The organism is Cytobacillus praedii, from assembly GCF_001439605.1.
In the GTDB taxonomy this organism is placed as follows: Bacteria; Bacillota; Bacilli; order Bacillales; family Cytobacillaceae; genus Cytobacillus; species Cytobacillus praedii.
Genome location: NZ_LMBX01000009.1, coordinates 157,483 through 180,579, shown reverse-complemented (window position 1 = coordinate 180,579; position 23,097 = coordinate 157,483). Strand labels below are relative to the sequence as shown.

At 36.8% G+C, this 23,097-nt stretch carries 22 protein-coding genes and 1 other annotated feature; of the genes, 7 read left to right on the top strand and 15 right to left on the bottom strand.

The features are described from left to right. Positions 1-143: 143 nt before the first annotated feature. The 3 genes from ASU02_RS12150 to ASU02_RS12140 form a co-directional block, all read right to left on the bottom strand. Positions 144-938 carry an NAD kinase gene (locus ASU02_RS12150; RefSeq protein WP_053475270.1) on the bottom strand — a complete coding sequence of 265 codons (795 nt, stop codon included), beginning with the start codon at positions 936-938 and terminating at the stop codon, positions 144-146. A 47-nt stretch (positions 939-985) separates the two neighbouring features. Continuing rightward, positions 986-1,618, bottom strand: a complete 633-nt coding sequence (locus ASU02_RS12145; RefSeq protein ID WP_057763905.1) for a GTP pyrophosphokinase — start codon at positions 1,616-1,618, stop codon at positions 986-988. Between the two features lie 81 nt (positions 1,619-1,699). After that, entirely contained in the window at positions 1,700-2,071 is a 372-nt protein-coding gene (locus tag ASU02_RS12140; RefSeq protein ID WP_057763903.1) for a UPF0738 family protein, read from the bottom strand. Positions 2,072-2,195: 124 nt separating this feature from the next. On the opposite strand from ASU02_RS12140, the gene ASU02_RS12135 reads away from it, so the two are divergent. From ASU02_RS12135 to ASU02_RS12115, 5 genes are all read left to right on the top strand, one after another. Then, the gene (locus ASU02_RS12135; RefSeq protein WP_057763902.1) at positions 2,196-2,783 is read left to right on the top strand and encodes a CYTH domain-containing protein; all 588 of its coding nucleotides are present in this window, start codon (positions 2,196-2,198) and stop codon (positions 2,781-2,783) included. Positions 2,784-2,929: 146 nt separating this feature from the next. Further along, positions 2,930-3,568, top strand: a complete 639-nt coding sequence (locus tag ASU02_RS12130; protein ID WP_057763901.1) for a lytic transglycosylase domain-containing protein — start codon at positions 2,930-2,932, stop codon at positions 3,566-3,568. A gap of 202 nt (positions 3,569-3,770) precedes the next feature. Then, positions 3,771-4,178, top strand: coding sequence for a globin domain-containing protein (locus ASU02_RS12125; RefSeq protein ID WP_057763900.1), 408 nt, complete (start codon positions 3,771-3,773; stop codon positions 4,176-4,178). Further along, entirely contained in the window at positions 4,175-5,074 is a 900-nt protein-coding gene (locus ASU02_RS12120; RefSeq protein ID WP_057763899.1) for a ClpXP adapter SpxH family protein, read from the top strand. The genes ASU02_RS12125 and ASU02_RS12120 overlap by 4 nt, the downstream gene beginning before the upstream one ends. Positions 5,075-5,353: 279 nt before the next feature. After that, entirely contained in the window at positions 5,354-5,533 is a 180-nt protein-coding gene (locus ASU02_RS12115) for a hypothetical protein (protein WP_057763896.1), read from the top strand. A gap of 41 nt (positions 5,534-5,574) precedes the next feature. On the opposite strand, the gene pepF is transcribed toward ASU02_RS12115, so the two are convergent. The 6 genes from pepF to ASU02_RS12085 all read right to left on the bottom strand — a co-directional run bounded on the left by pepF (position 5,575) and on the right by ASU02_RS12085 (position 12,785). Beyond that, positions 5,575-7,392 (bottom strand): oligoendopeptidase F, encoded by a 1,818-nt coding sequence (gene pepF / locus ASU02_RS12110; RefSeq protein WP_057763895.1) that lies wholly within the window; start codon positions 7,390-7,392, stop codon positions 5,575-5,577. Positions 7,393-7,522: 130 nt separating this feature from the next. Continuing rightward, positions 7,523-8,719, bottom strand: coding sequence for a competence protein CoiA (locus ASU02_RS12105; RefSeq protein ID WP_057763893.1), 1,197 nt, complete (start codon positions 8,717-8,719; stop codon positions 7,523-7,525). A 95-nt stretch (positions 8,720-8,814) separates the two neighbouring features. Continuing rightward, a complete protein-coding gene (gene cls / locus ASU02_RS12100; protein WP_057763891.1) occupies positions 8,815-10,332 on the bottom strand; it encodes a cardiolipin synthase in 1,518 nt (505 codons plus the stop codon). 83 nt (positions 10,333-10,415) lie between these two features. After that, a complete protein-coding gene (gene mecA / locus ASU02_RS12095; protein WP_057763889.1) occupies positions 10,416-11,078 on the bottom strand; it encodes an adaptor protein MecA in 663 nt (220 codons plus the stop codon). A gap of 395 nt (positions 11,079-11,473) precedes the next feature. Further along, entirely contained in the window at positions 11,474-11,869 is a 396-nt protein-coding gene (gene spxA / locus ASU02_RS12090; protein ID WP_053475258.1) for a transcriptional regulator SpxA, read from the bottom strand. Positions 11,870-12,209: 340 nt separating this feature from the next. Further along, positions 12,210-12,785, bottom strand: a complete 576-nt coding sequence (locus tag ASU02_RS12085) for a GNAT family N-acetyltransferase (RefSeq protein ID WP_057763887.1) — start codon at positions 12,783-12,785, stop codon at positions 12,210-12,212. 185 nt (positions 12,786-12,970) lie between these two features. Here ASU02_RS12085 and ASU02_RS12080 point away from each other — a divergent pair, with 185 nt between their 5' ends. Next, positions 12,971-13,156 carry a hypothetical protein gene (locus ASU02_RS12080; RefSeq protein WP_057763885.1) on the top strand — a complete coding sequence of 62 codons (186 nt, stop codon included), beginning with the start codon at positions 12,971-12,973 and terminating at the stop codon, positions 13,154-13,156. Between the two features lie 205 nt (positions 13,157-13,361). Here ASU02_RS12080 and ASU02_RS12075 read toward each other — a convergent pair whose 3' ends face one another. The 5 genes from ASU02_RS12075 to ASU02_RS12055 form a co-directional block, all read right to left on the bottom strand. Further along, the gene (locus tag ASU02_RS12075) at positions 13,362-14,297 is read right to left on the bottom strand and encodes an ABC transporter ATP-binding protein (protein WP_057763883.1); all 936 of its coding nucleotides are present in this window, start codon (positions 14,295-14,297) and stop codon (positions 13,362-13,364) included. Positions 14,298-14,299: 2 nt separating this feature from the next. Continuing rightward, positions 14,300-15,367, bottom strand: coding sequence for an ABC transporter ATP-binding protein (locus ASU02_RS12070; RefSeq protein WP_057763881.1), 1,068 nt, complete (start codon positions 15,365-15,367; stop codon positions 14,300-14,302). Between the two features lie 138 nt (positions 15,368-15,505). Continuing rightward, entirely contained in the window at positions 15,506-16,423 is a 918-nt protein-coding gene (locus ASU02_RS12065; protein ID WP_057763879.1) for an ABC transporter permease, read from the bottom strand. Further along, positions 16,424-17,359: an ABC transporter permease gene (locus ASU02_RS12060; protein ID WP_057763877.1), complete on the bottom strand. Its 936-nt coding sequence runs from the start codon at positions 17,357-17,359 to the stop codon at positions 16,424-16,426. A 215-nt stretch (positions 17,360-17,574) separates the two neighbouring features. After that, positions 17,575-19,221 (bottom strand): peptide ABC transporter substrate-binding protein, encoded by a 1,647-nt coding sequence (locus ASU02_RS12055; protein WP_057763875.1) that lies wholly within the window; start codon positions 19,219-19,221, stop codon positions 17,575-17,577. Positions 19,222-19,797: 576 nt separating this feature from the next. Then, positions 19,798-20,013, top strand: a binding site (T-box leader). A 135-nt stretch (positions 20,014-20,148) separates the two neighbouring features. Between ASU02_RS12055 and trpS the strand changes: the two genes are divergently transcribed. Continuing rightward, positions 20,149-21,138: a tryptophan--tRNA ligase gene (trpS, locus tag ASU02_RS12050; RefSeq protein WP_057763874.1), complete on the top strand. Its 990-nt coding sequence runs from the start codon at positions 20,149-20,151 to the stop codon at positions 21,136-21,138. Positions 21,139-21,227: 89 nt separating this feature from the next. Here trpS and opp4A read toward each other — a convergent pair whose 3' ends face one another. Beyond that, positions 21,228-23,084 carry an oligopeptide ABC transporter substrate-binding protein gene (opp4A, locus tag ASU02_RS12045; RefSeq protein WP_057763872.1) on the bottom strand — a complete coding sequence of 619 codons (1,857 nt, stop codon included), beginning with the start codon at positions 23,082-23,084 and terminating at the stop codon, positions 21,228-21,230. Positions 23,085-23,097: the final 13 nt, after the last annotated feature.

Sequence of the window (23,097 nt, the reverse complement as noted above, 5' to 3'; positions counted from 1 at the left end):
GGCGTCTTCCGCTTTTCCTTGTCTAGCTCCAGACGCCATCGGCTCGAGGTCATAAGTCATCTCGGCAGAAGGTTGAAGTACAAACCTTCCTGCCGATCCGTCTTATGCTTGTCGCCGATAATCGGGCGTCTTCAGCTTTTCCTTTAGTCTGCAACAAACGAGTCATGAACCCTTTTCCAGAACGGAAATGGCCGGAAGCGTGCGAAGCGAATTTTTTCATCAGCTACTCGAAATTGAATGGACTTCACATCTTTATGGAGCATAGTTAAATGGTCAACAGCAATTAAAAAGTCTGGTGCATTTACTGGTTTCAGCGTACAGGTATGATGCGCTGGAAGGACGAGAGGAGAGCCAACTGTCCGGAAAACCTTATTATTGATTGAAGCCATTTCCGCAAGCTGAATTGCCGGTATTGAAGGATGCAAAATGGCACCGCCCAGCGCCTTATTATAGGCAGTACTCCCTGAAGGTGTTGAAACACATAATCCGTCTCCTCTAAACCTCTCAAAGTGCTGACCGCGAATATCAACATCCATAACGAGTGTCGCATCAACAGCCTTTACTGTAGCCTCATTCAATCCAAGAAAGCGTGTTTCCCGGCCACCATTTTGATAGCGGATAATTACCTCAACTAACGGATATTCGATCACCTGAAAAGGTGTTTTCGCAATTGCGATGACAAGCTTTTCGATTTCCTCTGGAACCCAATCTGCATAAAATCCTAAATGACCTGTATGAACGCCAACAAATGCAGTTTTGTCAAGACGTCCCGTATAACGGTGGAACGCATACAGCAGTGTACCGTCTCCGCCAACTGAGATAACTATATCGGGCTGCTCTTCATCGTATATTAGATCAAAATCTAATAAGTACGTTTTCATTTTATGCATGAGCGTATTCGATTTAGTATCACCTTTCGATGTAATAGCAAATTTCATTCGTATCATGCTCCTCTATATTAGAAATGCAAATGACCCTTCGAATATTAAGTATTTTCCTGCTGTTCTTTTTTCTTAGTAAAAAACGCCTGAGCATCCTGGATTTCCCCTCGGATAAGAGACATCTCCTCATCGAGCCTGAAAGCTGCTTCTGCTGCACGCTGCAGTCTCATTTTAATGTCCTCTGGGAACTGCCCCTTATATTTGTAATTTAAGGAATGCTCAATTGTTGCCCAAAAATTCATTGCTAATGTGCGGATTTGAATTTCAGCAAGAATCTTCTTCTCCCCATTAATCGTCTGGACAGGATAACGTATAACAACATGGTAAGAACGGTAGCCGCTCACCTTTTTATGGGATATGTAATCTCTTTCTTCAACAATTTCAAAGTCATTTCTATTTCTTAGCAGTTCGACGACCCGCTTAATATCATCAACAAACTGGCACATCATTCGCAGCCCTGCTATATCCTGCATTTCTGTTTCCAATTTGTCCAAAGGAATCCCTTTTTGATTGGCTTTATCTAAAATACTAGCGATTGGCTTCACTCTGCCAGTAACAAATTCAATCGGTGAATGAGATGATGCTTGCTCATACTGCTTTCTCATGCCTTTTAGCTTTACCTTCAATTCTTCTACCGCTTGCTTATATGGACTTAAAAATTGATCCCAATTCTTCATATGTAAAGCACACCACCTTATCCATTTTATATTTATGTAAGATAGCCTGAAAAATTAGGCTTGGGTGGATGATCTAAAATTTTATACAAAAAGGGCTTCGACTTTTTCTACCATTGCTTCCCCATAATTGCTGTTCCCTTTAATATTCTCAATTAAGTAGCTTAATTCCTCGTGAAAATCGGTTAAAAGCGTCTGGTCTTTTTGGTCAGTTATGTATACTTCTGCAGAATTCTCAAGCGCGTTTTTAAGCTTTGGCCATGTCGACTCAGGGATGGAAATATAGGTATAGTCGTCATCCTTGTCAACAACATATATAAAAGACAATTGGTCGGAATCAACAAGCATTTGACCCATTGGCTTCATTTCCAAAATCGAAGCCCCTTCTTCAACTTGCAATATCAATTCCTCGTTATTATTCCATTCAGCGTTCATTATTTTAATTTTCTTTTTCATTTTTTCTACCTCCAAACTCTTTTATTATTCTATCACACGCCGAGAAATAATCTAAAAAAAAATTGATGATAAATGAGAAGAAAGCGATAATAAGATGATGACTGATTGAAAGGATGAATAATTTTTGTCTCAAAATATTGAAATAGAATTTAAAAACTTACTTACAAAACAAGAATTCGAAAAGTTAGTAAACCATTTTAAATTGAAGGACACTGACTTTTTCACACAGGAAAATCATTATTTTGATACACCTGATTTTGCTTTAAAAGAACAAGGTTCAGCCCTTCGTATCCGAAAAAAAGGAGAGAAATATGAACTTACATTAAAACAGCCCTATCAGGATGCTCTTTTAGAAACAAATGAATCACTTGAACCATTAGCTGCAGAAAAGATATTTGAAACAGGAACGATCCGAAATGAGACTATTAAAGGACTAATCAAAAAAATGAATATCGATCCAGACAGGATTCAATATTTTGGTTCATTATCAACAAAAAGAGCTGAAGTGGAATATGAGAATGGACTAATCGTAATAGACAATAGTTTCTATTTAAATATAGAAGATTTTGAGTTAGAATATGAAGTAAGCAACAGAAATGATGGTCAGAAGAAATTCTCTGCCCTTCTGGAACAATTAGAAATTCCTGTACGAAAGACAGAAAACAAAATTAAACGTTTTTATAACATAAAGTATATGCAGCATAACGATTGATAAAGGGAAACTTTAATCAGTGGGATTTTTCCCCCACTGATAGGCGGTTGAACAATTGGACAATTCAAGAAGTTGAACTCCATGTAGTTCAACTTCTTGAATTGGGTCCTGCAGCCAGTTATCTGCGATAAAGGAGAAAGTATTTTATGAACGTCGAGCAATTGAAAGTCATGCTTGAATTACAAGCATTGAAGGGGTTTAATAGTTCCCAATCAGGTTCAGATACAAATTCAATGTTTCAAGATTTACTTACTGAACTTTTATCAGATTCGAGCCTGTCTTCTGCTAACTCAACTAACAATCAGCAAGGAGCAGTCACACAATTACAGTCCTATTTGAATACACCTGTTTCTCCCATTGCAGGTACAGTATTACCACCTGTTAATCTAACCAAATTTTCAGGGTCTAATAAGGACTTTAATGAAATCATTGAAAAGGCTGCAGCTCATTATAATATCCCAGAAAAACTGCTCCATTCAGTCATTAAGCAGGAATCAAACTTTAACCCAAATGCCGTAAGCTATGCTGGTGCATCTGGTCTTATGCAATTAATGCCTGAAACAGCAAGAGGTTTAGGTGTCAAAAATGTCTTTGACCCACAGGAAAATGTATTTGGCGGTGCCAAGTATTTGCGCCAAATGTTAAATAAATATGATGAGAATATTGAATTAGCACTGGCTGCCTATAATGCTGGACCGGGTAATGTAGATAAATTTGGGGGAATCCCTCCATTTAAAGAAACTCAAAATTATGTACAAAAAATTAAAACAAGCTTCCTTGCATAAATAAATTACATACAAAAACCGTCTAAAAAGTAGACGGTTTTTGTATGTAAAGAACGCTATCAAAACCCTATACTCTTTTTAAATATTTGTATTAATTCCCTTTGTAAGCTATTTATTTGAGATATAAAGCACTCATTGATAAAATAAAGGTAATTCAACAGAGGTATGGAATCTCTTGCATTCCATAAAAAGGAGTATTAGTATGGTCGAAAAAATGAATACACCTTTCGATTTAATTGGCGAAGATAAGCTTAACCAGCTTGTCGAGGCTTTTTATTATCGTGTTGGTCAACACCCAGATCTCATTCCCATTTTCCCTAATGATCTAACAGAAACAGCTAGAAAACAAAAGCAATTCTTAACTCAATATTTGGGCGGCCCCCCATTATATACAACTGAACATGGACATCCTATGCTCCGTGCCAGACACATGCCTTTTGAAATTACTGAAACGAGGGCGAAAGCATGGCTGTCATGCATGAATGAAGCTATGGATGAAGTTGAACTCTTTGGATCTATAAGAGAAGACTTTTATGCACGACTCTTTTTAACTGCACAGCATATGGTTAATACATCTGAAAACGATATGATGAAAGGTGAGAACTTGTGAACAATCAAGAATCATTCAAATCTAAACCGCCATCTCCTCATTGCCATGGCAGTGAGAAGAAGCCGCTTGAATTGTACATGTTCATTGATCCTCTTTGTCCAGAGTGCTGGGCACTTGAACCAATCATAAAAAAACTAATGATTGAATATGGCCGTTACTTTTCCATCAAGCATGTATTAAGCGGCAGGTTAGCGACGTTAAATATGGCAAGAAAGCAAAACTTTGAGAGCATGGCTGATCTTTGGGAAAAAACTGCGAGCCGTTCAGGAATGTCGTGTGATGGCAATCTTTGGCTTGAGAATCCAATTTCGTCTCCTCATCTTGCCTCCATTGCGATTAAAGCGGCTGAACTTCAAGGAAGAAGAGCCGGTATTCGTTTTTTACGAAAGCTGCAAGAGGTTTTATTTTTGGAAAAGCAAAATGTTTCAAGCCTGGAAATTTTAACAAAATGTGCGAAAACAGTTGGACTTGATGTCGATGAATTTATTTCTGATGTTCATTCAGAGAGTGCAGCGAGAGCCCTCCAATGTGATTTCAAAATCACTACCGAAATGGAGGTTCAGGAGATACCTACTCTTGTCTTCTTTAATGAACATATTGAGGAAGAAGGAATTAAGATTACTGGAAATTACCCATACGAAGTGTATGAACAAATCTTAGAGGAAATGTTAATGAAGAAGCCGGAAAGATCTGTTCTTCCACCATTAGAGGTATTTTTACAGTATTTTAAGTTCGTCGCATCACAGGAGATTGCTGTAGTATATAACCTAACAGTCAATGAAGTGGAAAAAGAAATGAAGAAGCTGCAATTAAAACAAGTTGTTGAACAAATCCCTGTTAAATATGGAATGTTTTGGAAGTACAATGAACTAAATCACTCTGACTTAGAAATCTAAAATATATTTAATAGCTTTAGAAAAGACCATGCTTTCGTCAGCATGGTCTTTTCTTGTTTTATCGAACAAAGGGGATGGGAGAAATTTTTCACGGCCCAAACAAAGGGGTTAATGTTTGTTTGTGATCAACTTCATGTCATTACTATATCATTTAAAATTTTCATCGACAATAAGTTTGTGTGTTTCTTCACAAGATTGTCATATCCATCGAATAAATCATGGACAAGCGCATACAATGTCATTAAACAAGACACTTCAATTTTGGGAGGAAGAGTGTAAGTGAAAATGAAAAAGCTGACGATTGCCATGATGATACTATTTATCCTTTTCTCCTTTGTACTTAATATTCTTGGCCTCATGAAATTATTTCCAATTTATATTAGTTCACCAATCCTTTTTTTATCTGTATTTATTTTCATTACTTTTATGAATGACCGTAAAAAGTTTAAAGGATTTTAACAGGAAAGGAGAACGGACCGAATCCGTTCTCCTTTCTCTAATTAACCAAGCAGGCTTTCCATTTCAATTAGTTTTTCCTCAAATACTTTACAAGCATCTTCAATTGGTTTTGAGCTTGTCATGTCTACTCCGGCTTTCTTTAATACCTCAATTGGGTAATCAGAGCTTCCTGCTTTTAAGAAGTCAATATACCGCTCCACAGCTGGTTTGCCTTCTTCTAAAATTTGTTTGCTTAGTGCTGTTGCTGCACTGAAACCAGTTGCATATTGATAAACATAGTAATTGTAATAAAAATGTGGAATTCTGGACCACTCTAATCCAATTTCTTCATCTATAATAAGATCTTCTTCTCCAAAATACTTCTTATTCAACTCATAATATTCCTTAGTCAATGTTTCAGCAGTTAACGCTTCATTGTTTTGTACCTTCTGATAAATGAGATGCTCAAATTCTGCAAACATCGTTTGACGGAATACAGTTCCTCTAAAGCCTTCCAAATAATGATTTAGCAGGAATAAACGCTTCTTCTCATCATCGATCGTTTTAAGCAAATAATCATTTAACAGTGATTCATTACATGTGGAAGCAACCTCTGCTACAAAAATGGAATAGTTTCCATACGGGTATGGCTGGGATTTTCTTGTATAGTAACTATGCACGGAATGCCCAAATTCATGTGCTAGTGTAAACAGATTGTTCACATTGTCTTGCCAGTTCATCAAGATATATGGATTTGTTCCGTATGTTCCTGAAGAATAGGCACCGCTTCGCTTCCCTTTATTTTCATGGATATCCACCCATCGATTGTCAAAGCCTTCTTTGAGAACATTTAAATAGTCTTCTCCTAGAGGCGCTAATCCTTTTAGTATTAAATCCTTTGCTTCATTATATGTCACTTCCATCTTCACATCTTTTACAAGAGGTGTATAGAGGTCATACATATGGAGCTCTTCTAAACCGAGCACTTTCTTACGAAGTTTGACATAGCGGTGTAATAAGTGCAGATTATCGTTCACTGTTTTAACAAGATTATCATAGACCGATTCAGGAATATTATTAGCTGCTAGTGCGGCATGACGTGCAGAATCATAATTTCTAACTTTCGCATTAAAATTATTTGTTTTCACATTTCCGCTTAATGTACTTGCAAAAGTATTACGGAACTTGCCGTAAGTGTCATAGACTGCTTTGAACGCATCATGCCTTACACGCTGGTCATCGCTTTCTAGAAAACGGATATAGCGGCCATGAGTAATCTCAACATTCTCCCCATTTTCATCTGTAATGGACGGGAACTCAAGATCTGCATTATTTAGCATTCCAAACGTATTGCTTGATGCACCGAATACTTCAGAAGCTTGAGCAAGCAAGCTTTCTGCCTCAGCTGATAAAACATGCGGACGCTGCAGATTGATTTCTTCCAAAGAGTGCTTGTAAACTTTCAGTGCTTCCTTTTCATCTAAAAAGGAATTAATTTTCTCCTCTTCCACAGCAAGAAGTTCTGGAACAATATAGGCTAAACTGCTAGCTGCTTGAGAGTACAACCCTTTAATTCGGTCATCCATCCCCTGATAAAAGGAGTTTGTTGTATCTTGGTCATAGCGCATATGTGCATATGTATAAAGCTTAGAAAGACGTTCTAATAAGTGATCCTGATACTGAAGGGCTTCATACAATTCATCTGCACTTTCGCCAAGTTTCCCCTGATACTTGCTTGCTTCTGGAACTAGCGCCTCTACTTCCTTGTATTCCTTATCCCATGCTTCATCACTAGCAAAAATATCCTCCAGCCTCCATGTATCCTCTACAGAAATTTCACTTCTGTTCGGAAGCTTTTTAACTGCTGTTTCATTAGTCATTTTCTTATCCTCCATTCAATATTTCGTTATTCGAAAAAAACATACTTTAATATTTCTATCTTAACCTGCAAAATCCTCCTTTTGATAGAAATTCACCTCCTCCTATTGTATTCAAAATAGACGATTTCAATTATTGTATCTTATTTAACAGTTTACCGATCATTTTTCCATATTTCTGATAAAATTCCATTTCTATTTTTTCCTGTTCCACATTATTTTTTATATATCGCTTCCTGGCAACTTGAAAATAATTATCATCAACCATTATCAAAAAATTCACTTTAACAAGGAGGCCAATATATTCTTTAACAGCCGCTAATTCATTGCCCTCTTTAACTAGAGGCAGTCTTCTAATTTGGATATCCCCTTTTTGCACTCTTTTTCTAAAAGCTTGAAAAACGTCCTTCATTGAAAATAGTCGCTTATTGTAAAAAAGATCCATTAATAAATAGCTTTGCCACTTCAGGGCAGATGTTTCAATAAAAGGTGCATAGGAAACCGGCAGGCCAATTTCTGGCGGTAAAAGCGAAGGGATAAGGGAATGTCTATATAATTCAGAGAGAAATTTGTTGTTGGGGGTTCCATAAAGGGGACTTAGATTTTTTTCCTTTCTAATTTCAATTTGCCATTCATTTAAACTGACAAGCTGCTTTCCGCTTGGATTCAGCAAATCGATCAATTGTGCCTTTTCCAGATGAATCATCGAATATCTCGTAATAACATTTTTAACTGTAACAGGAAGAATGGAATGTAAGGTAATGAGGGTATTAGTATCAGGACAGAAGGATGGAATATGCCAATGCTCTGAGGAATATTTAGAGAGAAATAAGTAATCAAAACTAGATAACGCTGCTTTATTGCTTCCTTTTCGTTTTATATTTTTCCCCGCCATGATCCAAATCGGAGTTATGTTTGCTCGAAAATAATTGGTTGTCCTTTTCATAAATAATTCTTCTGGAATAACTGAACACTGGTATTCGATCGCATATTGGATATCCCCATAAACAAAACTGATATCGGGCCGCTGGGAAATTTCATGATAGTAAGCTTCAAGTATGGGTTTCAAACCCAAAGAATCCAGCCAATTATATAAGAGAATTTTTCCTCTTAAATGATAGTCTGATTCTCTCTCATAGCTGTCAGCGCATACGCTTCCAGCTTTATGAGCAAAATGGGGAATTCGTTTCGAACCGACTTTTAAAATTACCTGTTCATCACAAACGGGACAATAGAAATTCTCCATACATCTTAATTCCTTTAACTTTTCTTTATTATGCTTCTCAGCTAAGCTAACCCTTCCGCCATGCTTTGTTTTTGAAACAAGCAAGTTCTCATCTCCTTTCTTCTATCAATTCAATAATTCGACGAGAAAGGACAAATCCCTTTAAATAATAAAAAAACTAGCCCAAATAGGACTAGGTTCTATAAAAATGGTGATAGCAATCTTGATGTGGATTCAATCATACGATATCCAATATGTCTTCGCCTAAATTTATTAATATCTATTTTTCTTGAAGATTTTAAGTCATTCATATATTCTTTTACAAGCTTTTGGGTACTTCTTGTTCGATACAAAAACGCATTTACTTCAAAGTTCAAATGAAAACTTCTCATATCCATATTTGATGTTCCAATAGATGCCAATTCCTCATCAACAATAACAATTTTGCTATGCATAAAGCCTTTTTTATATTCATAGATTTTCACGCCAGCTTCAAGCAGTTCAGGAAAATAAGATCTTGACGCATAGAAAACAATTTTCTTATCCGGTCTTTGCGGCATTAGAAGCCGAACATCTATTCCACTTAGAGCAGCTACCTTTAACGCAGAAAAAATATCTTCATCCGGTATAAAATATGGAGAAGCAATCCAAACTGATTTTTCTGCGGATGTTATCATGGAAAAGAAAATATTTTTGATGACACTCCATTCATTGTCTGGGCCCCCAGCAATCAATTGGACTCCACCATGAATATTCTCTTCTAATATAGGTGATAAATAGTCTGCAGAAAGTATATTTTGATTCGTCATATAATACCAATCCTGAAGAAAAATCAATTGAAGGCTTCTAACAGCCTCCCCCTTCATCATCATATGTGTATCGCGCCAGAAACCAAAGCTCTCCACACGGCCTAGATATTCATCTCCGATATTCAGTCCGCCAACAAAGCCTATACTGCCATCGATCACGATGATTTTACGATGATTGCGGAAATTAATCTTACTATTTAGGAAAGGCAATCGGACTGGTCCAAATGGAATCATTTCTACTCCAGCCTGCCTTAATTCAGAAATATATTTTTTGGATAATTGTAAGGACCCAACTGCATCAAATAGGAATCTTACTTTTACCCCTTCTTTTACCTTTTGAATGAGGATCTCCTTTATTTCTTGTCCAATATGATCATGACGGACGATATAATATTCCAAATGGATATGGTGAGTGGCACTTTTTAATGCATCCAATATTTCTCCAAACGTTTCATCCCCATTTGTAAGCACCTTAGTTTGGGTTGCGAATGAAATAGGACTATGTCCTAAGTTCTGTGCCAGATAGAACAATTTTCGCTGATGATCAGCCATTTGTTTAATTTTTTCTTCATTAATTGGATCATGTTCGCCTTCAAATCGTAAAAATGCCTGCTTATCAAGAATATACTTCTGTCTAAACATTTTCTCTTTTTTATAATTTCGTCCGAATAAAAGATAAAAGATAAATCCGACTAACGGAAAACTTCCTAAAACAACTAACCAGGTTAAAGTTTGTGCGGGATGCCGATTTTCGAGGAAGATGACAAACCCAATAAAAATGACCGACATCGACATTAATAAACTTATATACCCTAAATACCCGCCTGATGGATTTACATAAAGTTCATACACAAAAATAAATCCAACTAAAAGGCTGATAAATAAACCTATTCTTACCGTATTTTTCACCCTTTGCACCTACTATCAATAATTCTAACTTTCTCTATTTTCGCAAAAAAGCCCGATTTCAAGATTGAAATCGGCTTTTCTAATTAAAAGTACTTTCTTATTTGTTCAAAAACATTTTCATCCATGATTCTATTCCCGTATTCTTCAATTAGATGAATGGTTCTCTGTGTTTCAACACCATATTCTAATAGAATGGATAATAAGTTATCAATATCTTCCTCTTCAAATTCCTCTTCAGAGAACTCAACAAGTAAATAATATTTGCCTTCAAAAGAATATAACTTCGTAGGAATATCATCTAGACCACCACGTTTGGAAAGCGAGATTAGATCCTCAAAGTCGGCAAATGTAAGAAGAAAATCAAGATTTTCTTCATACTCTAATTCATTATTTTCCATATCCGGGTTGAAATGCTGGTCTAGAAGATCTTCAATCCTCTCATCTACCGGTAGATGATTTAACTTGTCTTCAGATACAGGCAGCTCTAGCTTTTGGCCATCTTTTGAAAGCTGTGCTTTTGTAACTAGAATTTCCAAGCCCTTATCCAATGCTTGAACTTGAATCCAAAGCGGACCTTCAACAGAAAATTCTTCTTCTTGATGAACTTCATCCATCATTTCCCAAAAAAGTTCTTCACTTCGTTCACGATTATACCAAATCTCATCACGTTCAAAGCCACGTTCTTCTATATCAACGTAAGAAATATAAAATTTAACTGTGTGATCGTTAATACGTTCGATTTCCATATTGCAACTCTCCCTTCTGGAAATTGTTACTGCCTCTACAGTATAGAGAAGCACTTGAAGGGAATATTTCCCCATATATACGTTTGTTAATTCTCATTCCGATATAGGGTTATCCCTTTTTAAGAAGGTAATGGATATTGCACCTTGTACATTTATTTTATGACAAAAAGAGTATAAAGGGAATGAAAATGTCACAACTTTATAAAAACCATTATATGCCCATATAATTTATTGTATTTTATCAAAGTTTTGGCTCTTTCACAAATTAAAAACTTATCAAAAGTAAAAAGACCTTCTATCCGCAGAAAGAAGGCCTAATTTATGCTGGAAAGAAAGTAATTCTTTTTACTTAAGAACACAATCTAGGTAAATTATGCTAAGGTATTTAATTATCATTAATTTACTAAGCGCTGTGCCTCTCGAAGCTGAAATGTGCGAACCTTTCTTGGAAGGAAACGTCTAATTTCATCTTCATTATATCCAACCTGCAAACGCTTTTCATCAAGAATGATGGGACGACGCAGCAACCCTGGATTTTCCTTAATTAACTCAAAAAGATTTTGCAATGGCATTGCTTCTAAATTCACATCAAGTTTTTGAAATATTTTTGAACGTGTTGAAATAATTTCATCTGTTCCATCTTCAGTCATGCGAAGAATTTCTTTAATTTCCTCAATCGAAAGCGGCTCTGAAAAAATATTTCTTTCTTTATAAGGGATATCATGCTCTTCCAGCCATGATTTTGCTTTTCTGCAAGATGTACAACTTGGTGAAGTGTATAATGTGACCATTTTACAATTTCACTCCTTCATTATTGACGTATCAAATCGCAATATATAGAATTTGGTTTGTTTATTAATGAACATACGAGCTAATCTTAAATTAAAATTACTTTAAATAAGTAATTTATATTAAGCATTATACACCAATTCCAACTAGTTTGGTATATGTTTTTCAATTAACGAGAAGCTGTCCCATTATAATGATTCAAATGTTCATTTTGTAAACCTATAATATAAGACGAATGAGGAAACGAAAAGTTTCATTTTTTTATAAAAAAATTTAAACTTTCTCCTGCACGTTACATAAATGAAAAACACAGCCATTCAAAAGAATAGCTGTGCAGCAATCTTAGATTTCATCTAAGATATTATTTGTATCTTTATCTTCCTCGAAAGTTAATACTTCATCAACAGGCTGATAGGATTCGCCATAAAAATGAGTATCACGATACGTATGGATCATTTCATATGTTTTTTGCATGGCACTAAAGACTAGTTCTTCACTTTCATTGTTTGGTGCCCAATATAGAATTTCCATTTCATTAATTTCCTTTGTTGCGAGAGAACGTCTTCTGTAACCGATTGAACTCGCATGCTCAAACCCTTCCCTTTTGTAAAAGTGCAGCCTTTTTTCCGTGTCTGTATCCTCATAATTAACAGGCTCCACTTCCAAGATAATTGGTTTTTGCTTTTTCTTAAGCTTTTCTATCAGCTTATGACCTAGCCCCTGCCCGCGTGATTCTTTAGAAACATATAAGTAATCAATGAAAACAAAATTTTCAAGCTCTGCATACATGAGTACATGATAAGGACCTTCATCCTTACGATAGATGTCAGGACGTTCCTTTAAAAGGGTCTCCATATGCTCTTTTGATTTCATTTCCTCGACAGGAAAATATTGATTAAGCTTTTCATACCAATTCATGTTTCTGCTCCTTTTCTGTCAGTAATTTACATCTTATTAATTTAACATACGAAAAATTCATAATCAAATGCACCAATCGGGATTTTCCCCCTTTAAAAACATGGGAACATCTACTACAATAAGAGTAAGTGGTACACATTCTTAGTCTAGATTTATGCTGTAAAATAGAATGATGGGGGTTTATCATGGGAGGATACATATTTGATTTAACAGTTGTTGCACTGCTTATCATTGGATTAACGGCTACATTAGGGGTTCTTACAAACGGGATTGGCGAAAAGCTCTTCAGCGGAAAGAAAGGCTCTGTCTTTGTCGATCAATCCTTAAAGATTCAGTCTGGCTGGAAGCAAGTCGGAGGAAAAAGGAAATAAATTGTTTGGAGATGCTACAATCCTTTAGCATCTCTTTTTTATTCCTAAAAATCAAAAGTGTAGGCAGCTGTACAGTCCCGACAAGATAAAACAAGCTGGCTGGAAGGTCCGTTCTTCAACCTTCTAGCCAGCTTGTTTGTTACCGCGAGAAGATTGGAGCTGTAGTAAGACAAAAAAAACGATCTCATTCAAGAGATCGCTTCTTTTATTTTACATATTGCGCTTTATAAGTTTGCGCTTCTTTTTCAGAACAATAAACATAGTGGCCTGGTACAATTTCACGCATTTCAATCTGTTCATTATCGCTATAATTATGCACTTTCGGGTCATATGATACACGCTTGCGTGTTCGCTCTGTATCTGGATCTGGAAGTGGAATCGCTGATAACAATGAACGTGTATATGGATGCATTGGGTTGTTATATAAATCTTCGGCAGAAGCAAGTTCAACTAGCTTTCCGAAATACATAACACCGATACGATCACTAATATATTTAACCATTGAAAGATCATGTGCAATAAATAGATAAGTTAGTCCCTTTTCACGTTGAAGTTTTTTCATCAGGTTGACTACCTGAGCCTGAATGGACACATCAAGTGCAGATATTGGCTCATCAGCAATAATGAAATCTGGGTCAACAGCTAGTGCACGGGCAATCCCAATACGCTGTCTCTGTCCACCTGAAAACTCATGTGGATAACGGTTGGCATGTTCCTTATTTAATCCAACAGTTTCTAACAGTTCATAAACTTTTTCCATTCGTTCTTTCTTATCTTTTGCTAGGCCATGAATATCAATGCCCTCAGCAATAATATCTGCAACAGTCATTCTTGGATTAAGAGATGCATAAGGGTCTTGGAAAATCATTTGCATTTTTCGATTGAATTTCTTCAATTCTTTTGCAGATTTTTTTCCATGAACATCTTCTCCATTGAAAAGGACTTGACCATCCGTTGCATCGTAAAGGCGAATAATCGTACGGCCAGTAGTAGATTTTCCACATCCGGATTCTCCTACAAGTCCTAGTGTTTCACCTTTATATATATCAAACGTAATTCCATCAACAGCTTTTACTGTATTTCCTTTGCCAACATGGAAATGCTGCTTTAAATTCTTAATTTCTAATAATTTTTCAGCCATGATTATTTACCCTCCTTCACAAGGACAGCTTGATCAAATGTAGAGGATAATTGACGCATGCGATTTTTAACAGCTTCTGGCGGTTCAACCTTTGGTGCGTCTGGATGAAGAAGCCAAGTTTTCGCAAAATGAGTTTCAGAAATTTGATACATTGGCGGTTCTTCTTCAAAATCAATCGCAAGTGCGTATTGATTTCTTGCTGCAAACGCATCGCCCTTAGGCGGGTTTGTTAGGTCTGGCGGCGTGCCAGGAATTGCCGCAAGCTCTGCTTTATTATCATTATCCAAACTAGGCATGGAAGCTAATAATCCCCATGTATAAGGATGGCGTGGATCATAGAAAATTTCATCGACCGTACCCATTTCAACGATTTGTCCCGCATACATAACTGCAACACGGTCAGCAACGTTGGCAACAACACCAAGGTCATGAGTAATGAAAATAATCGATGTATCCATTTTGCTTTGCAAATCTTTCATTAAATCAAGAATTTGTGCCTGGATTGTAACGTCCAATGCTGTTGTAGGTTCATCGGCAATTAATAGTTTAGGATTGGCTGCAAGTGCAATCGCAATCATTGCACGCTGTCTCATACCGCCTGAAAATTCATGCGGGTATTGATTGACACGTCTTTCTGGCATAGGAATCCCAACAAGATTGAGCAGTTCCACTGCACGTGTCTTTGCTGCCTGCTTAGACATATTTTGATGTTTTATTAAGCCTTCCATAATCTGTGTACCGATTTTCATCGTTGGATTTAAAGAAGTCATAGGATCTTGGAAAATCATGCTAATTTCTTTCCCACGGATTTTTTCCATTTGCTTTTCCGTTTTAGGAACAATATCGTCACCATTGAAAAGAATTTGACCGCCAGTAATTTTGCCAGGTGGCATTGGAATTAATTTCATTATTGTCTGGGATGTCACACTCTTACCAGACCCTGATTCACCAACAATGGCAAGTGTCTCACCCTTATGAAGGTCAAAGCTTACACCACGAACCGCTTTTACTGATCCTCCATAAGTTTGGAATGAGACTTCTAAATCTTTTACTTCGAGTATTTTTTCCATATTCTCACTCCCTTGTCTAGCTACGGCGTCTAGGGTCTCGAAATCTTAAGTCAAACTGACAAGAAGACTAAAGAATTGTCTTCATGCCAAATTTCCTTAAGCATATCGCCCCAGTGCTAGCCGCCTTCGCATTTCAAATTATTTGCGAAGTCTTGGGTCTAATGCGTCACGTAAGCCATCTCCAACAACATTAAACGCAAAGATCGTTAAACTGATAAAGATAGCAGGGAAAAATAGACGCCATGGATAATATCGAATTGCAGGCAACCCGTCATTGGCCATCGTTCCCCAGCTTGCAAGCGGAGGTGTTAAACCTAACCCAATAAAACTTAAAAATGCTTCAGTGAAAATAGCATTAGGAATTGTTAACGTCATCGTAACAAGAATTGGTGCCATTGAATTCGGAATTAAGTGTTTAGCCATAATTCGGCTTGTATTTGCACCAAGTGTTTTTGATGCAAGTACATATTCTTGACTCTTTAACGATAATACTTGCCCACGGACAATCCGGGCCATATTGATCCAGCCAGTAATTGTCATAGCAAGAATCATCGTTCCTAATCCTTGACCTAGAACGACCATTAATAAGATTACTAATAGAAGGTAAGGAACTCCGTAAAGAACGTCTGCAAAGCGCATCATCATTTCGTCCGTGCGTCCGCCTTTATAACCTGAGATACCGCCCCATAATACACCGATGAATAAATCGATCAGTGCAGCAGCAACCCCAATAAAGATCGAAATTCGTGCACCTTCCCATGTACGCGCGAAAACATCACGACCAAGGTCATCTGTACCAAACCAGTGCTCAGAAGATGGTGCTTGGTTTTTATTCGTTAAATCATTTGTTGCATAATCATATTCAGTCATATATGGTCCAAAGATTGCCATAAAGATTAATATAGCTAATAATACTAATCCAAACATAGCAAGCTTGTTTTTTCGGAATCGGATAAATACGTCTTTCCAGAACGAAAGACTTGGTTTGGAAATTTTTTCAGCTTCTGAAATTTTTGTACCAACAAGTTGAAATTTATCTTTCGAAATCTGCATAATTTACTCTCCTTTCTTCCCACCAGCAAGTTTGATGCGCGGGTCGATAATTCCGTATGCTATATCAACAAGGAGAATAGATGCGAGCAATATAATACTATAGAACACTGTCACACCCATAATAACCGTATAATCACGGTTAGTTATACTCGTAACAAAGTGAGCACCTAAACCTGGGATACCAAAGATTCTTTCAATAACGAAACTTCCTGTTAGAATCCCTGCAGTTAATGGCCCCATATACGTTACAACAGGTAAAAGAGCATTGCGGATCGCGTGTTTTACAGTAATTACCCCTTGGCTAAGACCTTTTGCCTTCGCTGTTTTAATATAATCATTGCTCATTACTTCTAACATACTTGAACGCGTTAAACGAGCAATAAACGCCATCGGTGTTGAAGCTAATGCCAATGCAGGCAGAACGGTGTGCATAAATGTTTCAAAACGTGCCACTGGGAATATCCCCATTTTAATGGCAAGGAAATATTGTAAAAATGTTGCCATAATAAAGGATGGAACGGAAATACCTGCCACCGCTATTATCATTGCCGTGTAATCCTGCCACTTATTATGCTTTAATGCAGCAATAATCCCTAAAATAAGACCAAATGCAACTGCTAGAAGGATCGCTTCCATCCCAAGAATAAATGAAACAGGAAACCCTTCACTAATTAAATCATTAACTGTTTGGCTTTTATACTTAAATGATGGACCGAAATCCCATTTCACTACCTTTAATAAATAGTCCCCGTATTGTGCGTACCAAGGCTTATCCAAGCCATAGTGAGCATTCAGATTGGCTTCAATCTCGGGAGGCAGCTGTTTCTCAGAAGTAAATGGGTTTCCCGGTGCAATGCGCATGAAGAAAAACGTCGCTGTAATGATCAGCCATAATGAGATGAGCATGTACAGTAAGCGCTTTCCAATATATTTTGCCATTGACAAACACCTCCTATTTAATACGAAAAGCATAGAGTACACAACTTTGGCAATGAGCATAAGTCAATTCCTTACAAAAGGTGTACTTTCCTTTGGAAAGGAATTAGCTTATGCACTCTGGCCATTGCCACTCGCAGCTAGACAGTTTCTCTAAAGCCGAAACGAAGGTATATGGGGCGTTAGTGTCCCATATACCTTTCGTTTATTAGCTATGTTTATTCAAAATGTGCCCATTTGTACTGAACATCACCAAGACCAGAAACAACTACATCTTTTAAGTTGTCAGCTTGTACCCAGTTGTTTGTATAGAAGTAGATAGGTAATACTGGCATATCATCCATGAATACTGCTTCAGCATCTTTTAACATTTGTTGACGAGCATCATGATCGCCTTCAGTTGCAGATGTAGCAAGTAAATCTTGGAATTCTTTGCTTTCCCAGCCTGTATCGTTGTTACCGCCATCAGCGTCACGGTACATTTCTAGGAAGTTAATTGCGTCGTTAAAGTCACCTAACCAGCCCATACGAGCTACTTGATAATCTAAAGAATGTACTTTATCTAGGTAAACAGCCCACTCTTGGTTTTCAAGAGTAACTTCGATACCAAGGTTTTTCTTCCACATATCTTGAATTGCTTGAGCAATCTTTTGATGTGCTTCTGAAGTGTTGTAAGAAAGCACGATAGCTGGTAGCTCAGAAGGATCTTTATATCCAAGCTCTTCTAAACCTTTTTGTAAAAATTCTTTTGCAGCTTCAACATCATTATCAGGGAAATATCCCTTTTCGTTTTCAGGGAACATAGACGGCGGTACGATACCCATTGCCGGTAATTGCTCACCTTGAAGAATATTATCAATTACTTCTTGACGGTTGATTGCATGTGCTAAAGCTTTACGGATATTAGCGTTTGCAGTAGGACCTTCAGTTGTATTGAACTTATAGTTGTAAATACCAGCAATTGATTTTGTTACTAAACGGCCTTCATCTTTAAGCGCTTGCATTGCATCTGTTGGAAGTGCGCCAGTTGGTGCACCAGCCCAATCAAGCTCTCCGTTATCAAACATAGATAATTCTGTATTTGGATCGTTAATCATAATCATTTCAATGTTAGTTAATTTTACAGTGTCTGCATCCCAATACTTTTCATTCTTTTCAAGAAGAATTTTGTCGCTGTGAGACCATTCAGTCATAACGAAAGGACCGTTAGATGTATAGTTTTCACCTGCATCGTTTGCCCAATCAGGATTTGCTTCAGCAATTTTGCTGTTGATTGGCAGGTAAGTATAGAATGCTGTTAATTCTAAGAAGAATGGAGTTGGGTTTGCTAATGTAACTTCAAGTGTTTTGTCATCTTTTGCAACAACACCTACATCATCAATTGATCCACCGTTAAGGTTTGCATCTTCAGCGCCTTTAATATAGTAAAGCTGATATGCATACTCAGATTGGTTGTTTGGATCTAATGCCCATTTCCAAGCATATTCGAAATCCTTTGCTGTTACAGGGTCACCATTAGACCATGTAGCATCACGTAAAGTAAACGTGTAAACTTTTTGGTCTTCAGAAATGTCAATTTTTTCTGCTGCTGCTTCATGAGGTTGTCCATCTTCACCAATACGTGTTAAACCTTCGAATGTTTGACGAAGAACTGTACCGGAAGTAGCGTCTTTCGCTAATCCTGGATGTAAGGAAGGTGGTTCAGTATTAATATTAACACTTAATTCTTGCGGAACATCAGATTTTCCAGCGTCTTTGTCGCCGCCTTTTTCGCCGCTGTCAGCACCGTCTTTGCCGCCACAAGCCGCAAGGAACATGCTAAGAACTAGCAACATACTAAAAAAGATCGATAGTCTTTTTTTCACGGATGAAACCCCCTATATATATTTACCCAAACGTTCTCTACAAATCTCCTCTACGAAATACAACTGTACGCTCTGGGTATATTACTTAAATAGTCTGGAAATTTAGAGTGAAAAAATAAGCAGACTATCTGCTAGTATTTCATAAAGTAGGTTATTATCGCCTGTTTTCAAATACTATATTATAGATATTATTCAACATGCGGAAACTTACTCTTATACTACTATAATAAATTCCCCAAATTTCGAGTTGTTATTTTTCCGTAAAACTTGTAACAATTTCGTAAAGAATTCGTTTGTTAGGTTTATTATAAATAGTTTAAAAATTTATTGCAAGTAGGTTTTCTCTGTTATATATCAATCTAGTATTCCTATTTCTAGAAAAATACTTATAAAATAAGTGTTTCATAGACCTAAAAAAAATTTTTAAATTCGTCATTTTTCGAGTTTTTTTGCATATTGTTGAATAATAATTTATTAAAAACTAATCATAATTCGTGACAAAATTACTAATATTTTTTCTTGAAAATCTTGATTTTCATACCCATTTACTATAATATTACACTTAATATAATAAAAGCAATGGCAATGATAAAGAGTAGTACATTTATTTTTGGTTTCTAGAGAGCTTGTGGCTGGTGCAAACAAGCAACCAAGTAAATCGAATGGACTTTTGAGCTTCTGTCAAAGACGTACCCTCACGTTACAGGGGTTCTATGTATATCATATACATGGTTTCGAGTGACTCAAATATTTGAGTAATTAGGGTGGCAACGCGGACCATTCGTCCCTATTTTTTTAGGGATGAATGGTCTTTTTTGTGTTTATTTTCTATTTTCCCTGTTTAACTTATAACTTAGCAACATCGCCTCATACCCGATTGTCCATTCAGCTATTGCCTTTATCAGCCAACAATAAGGAGGAAGATTTATGAAAACTATTTTTTCTGGCATCCAGCCAAGCGGAACCATTACTCTTGGTAATTATATAGGTGCCCTTAAGCAATTCGTTGAATTACAAAATGAATATAATTGTTATTTTTGTATTGTCGACCAGCATGCCATCACTGTTCCTCAGGACAAAGCAGAGTTGAGAAAAAATATCCGCAGTCTGGCTGCACTATATTTAGCAGTAGGGATTGACCCTGAAAAGGCGACCCTTTTTATTCAGTCTGAGGTTCCTGCTCATGCTCAAGCCGGATGGATGATGCAATGTATTTCATATATCGGTGAGCTTGAAAGAATGACCCAATTTAAAGATAAGTCTGCAGGCAAAGATGCTGTTTCAGCTGCTCTTTTAACATACCCGCCTTTAATGGTGGCAGATATTTTGTTATATAATACAGATCTTGTTCCTGTTGGCGAAGATCAAAAGCAGCATATCGAATTAACACGTGATTTAGCAGAAAGATTTAATAAAAAATATAATGATATTTTTACAATTCCTGATGTCCGTATTCCTAAAGTAGGCGCACGAATTATGTCCCTGCAAGAACCTACAAAGAAAATGAGCAAATCTGATCCGAATACGAAAGCTTCCATTCGTTTGTTGGATGATCTAAAGCAAATTGAAAAGAAAATAAAAAGTGCGGTTACCGATTCGGAAGGCATTGTAAAATATGATAAAGAAAACAAACCAGGTGTTACTAATCTTCTTTCTATTTATTCAATTTTCTCTGGAAAAGAAATTAGTGAGATTGAGCAAATGTATGAAGGTAAAGGGTATGGAGATTTTAAAGCTGATTTAGCAGAAGTTGTTATTAATGAAATAAAGCCAATCCAAGAAAGATATACAGAACTTATGCAATCCAGCGAACTTGATGACATTCTTGACCGCGGGGCAGAAAAAGCACAGGCTGTTGCAAATAAAATGCTGAAAAAGATGGAAAATGCGATGGGATTAGGACGTAAAAGAAGATAAGTAATTTATATTCAAGCATTAATTTATCTATCATGATTGTTTTCCAATTAGAAAAGACCCGTTGATACGGGTCTTTTCCTTTACATTATTTATTTCGCTGGTAACTCTTCTTTTTGAGTTAAAGCAATGTCCCCAAGGTAAATACCTGTTCCATCCCCAATTGCATAGTTTTGAACTCGCTTGTTAACTGGAACAACTACAGCACGGTATAACGTTGGGAATACAGGCACTTCATCAACCATAAATTGCTGCCATTTCTTGTAAACCTCTTTACGATAGTCTACATCAAATGCTTTCTCAGATACACCATCTGCTAATAATGCATCATTTTCTGCACTTGAATAGCGTGTAAAGTTAAATAGAGCATCTTGGCCATATAATCCACGAGGGTCAACGTCGATACCTACACCCCATGCACCTTGATAAATATCAACTGCTGGATCATCATCACCAGTTTGACCAACGCGATCATAGAATGTATTAAATTCTTGTAAGCGGCCATCTAAAAGCTGAACATTAAGCCCTACAGCTTTCCATGCTTGGATATAATATTGTGCTAATGGTTCTGCAGTATCTCCACCAGACATTGAAGCAAAATTAATGACTAATGGCTTGCCATTCTTATCTTCACGCATTCCATCACCATCAACATCTTTAAAGCCAGCCTCGTCTAATAATTTCTTAGCAGTTTCAGGATCATATTTACGGCCTTCATTTGTTGCATCATGGAATTCCGGGTGTGAAGGCGGAATTAATGTCGTCGCATTCCAGCGAAGACCATGGTAGAACTTATCACCTACAGCATTATTATCCACTGCATGCCACATTGCTTGACGTAATTTTGGATCTGCCATTTTTGCATTTGGATCTGTTTTAACTGCTTTCTTTTCTTTATCCCATGTACCTAATTTAAATCCAATATACGTGTATGCACGGTCAATAGTACCTAAAAACTCTACATTTGACATTTCAGCATTTGCTGGATATTGATCTACTGGGAATGAACTTACAGTATCAACTTCCCCTTTTTCTAAAGCTTGAACTACAACGTTTGGATTGATAACTTTTACAGTAACGCTATCAAGCTTTGGTTTGCCGCGCCAGTAATCATCGTTTCTAGATAAAACTACTGATTCGCCAGGAACAATACTATCTACTTTAAATGGACCAAAGCCAATTGGCTTTTCACGTACTTCTTTAGAAGAAGAAATTTTATCTACAGGCATATCCCCAAAGATATGTTTTGCAAGTGGATATGTCCAAATACTACCAGTTAAAAGTGATGGTGTAGACTCAATAAATGTCATTTTCAATGTTTTTTCATCTACAACTTCGATACCAGAAATTTTATCCGCTTTTCCATTATGGTAGTCTTCCATCCCAACGATGTTTGAGAAGTCTGACCCGTAACGGACACCATCATATTTAGGATCTCCGATTACTTCAAACGCAAATGCCCAATCTTCAGCTGTTACTGGCTTGCCATCATGCCAATTGACATTATCTTTAATTTTAAATGTGAAGGTTTTACCATCTTCTGATGTTTCATATGTTGCTGCACCATCATTTGTATAAACATAGTTAGCATCCCAAGTTAATAGTCCTTCATCAAACCACTGAAGAACTTGGAAATCTGGATCTCCAGAGTAAAAGTTAAAGTTCAAAGTACCTTCAAATGGAGTATCAGAAACTAAACCGAAAGTGAAATTTCCACCTTCAATTGCTTCCCCCTCATTTGTCTTAACATTGTTGAAATCCTCGATAGAATATAAACCATCTTTATTTTCTGCTTTTTCCTCATTCTTTCCTTCTTCTTTTTCTTCACCCTTTTGCTCTGTCTTACCCGAATCAGCAGGTTTGCTTGATTCTTTCGAGCAAGCTGTTAATGCAAGCATAAGTACAAGCATTATTGCGAACAGGGCCTTTAAGAAACTTCTGTTCTTCATCAATTTAACCTCC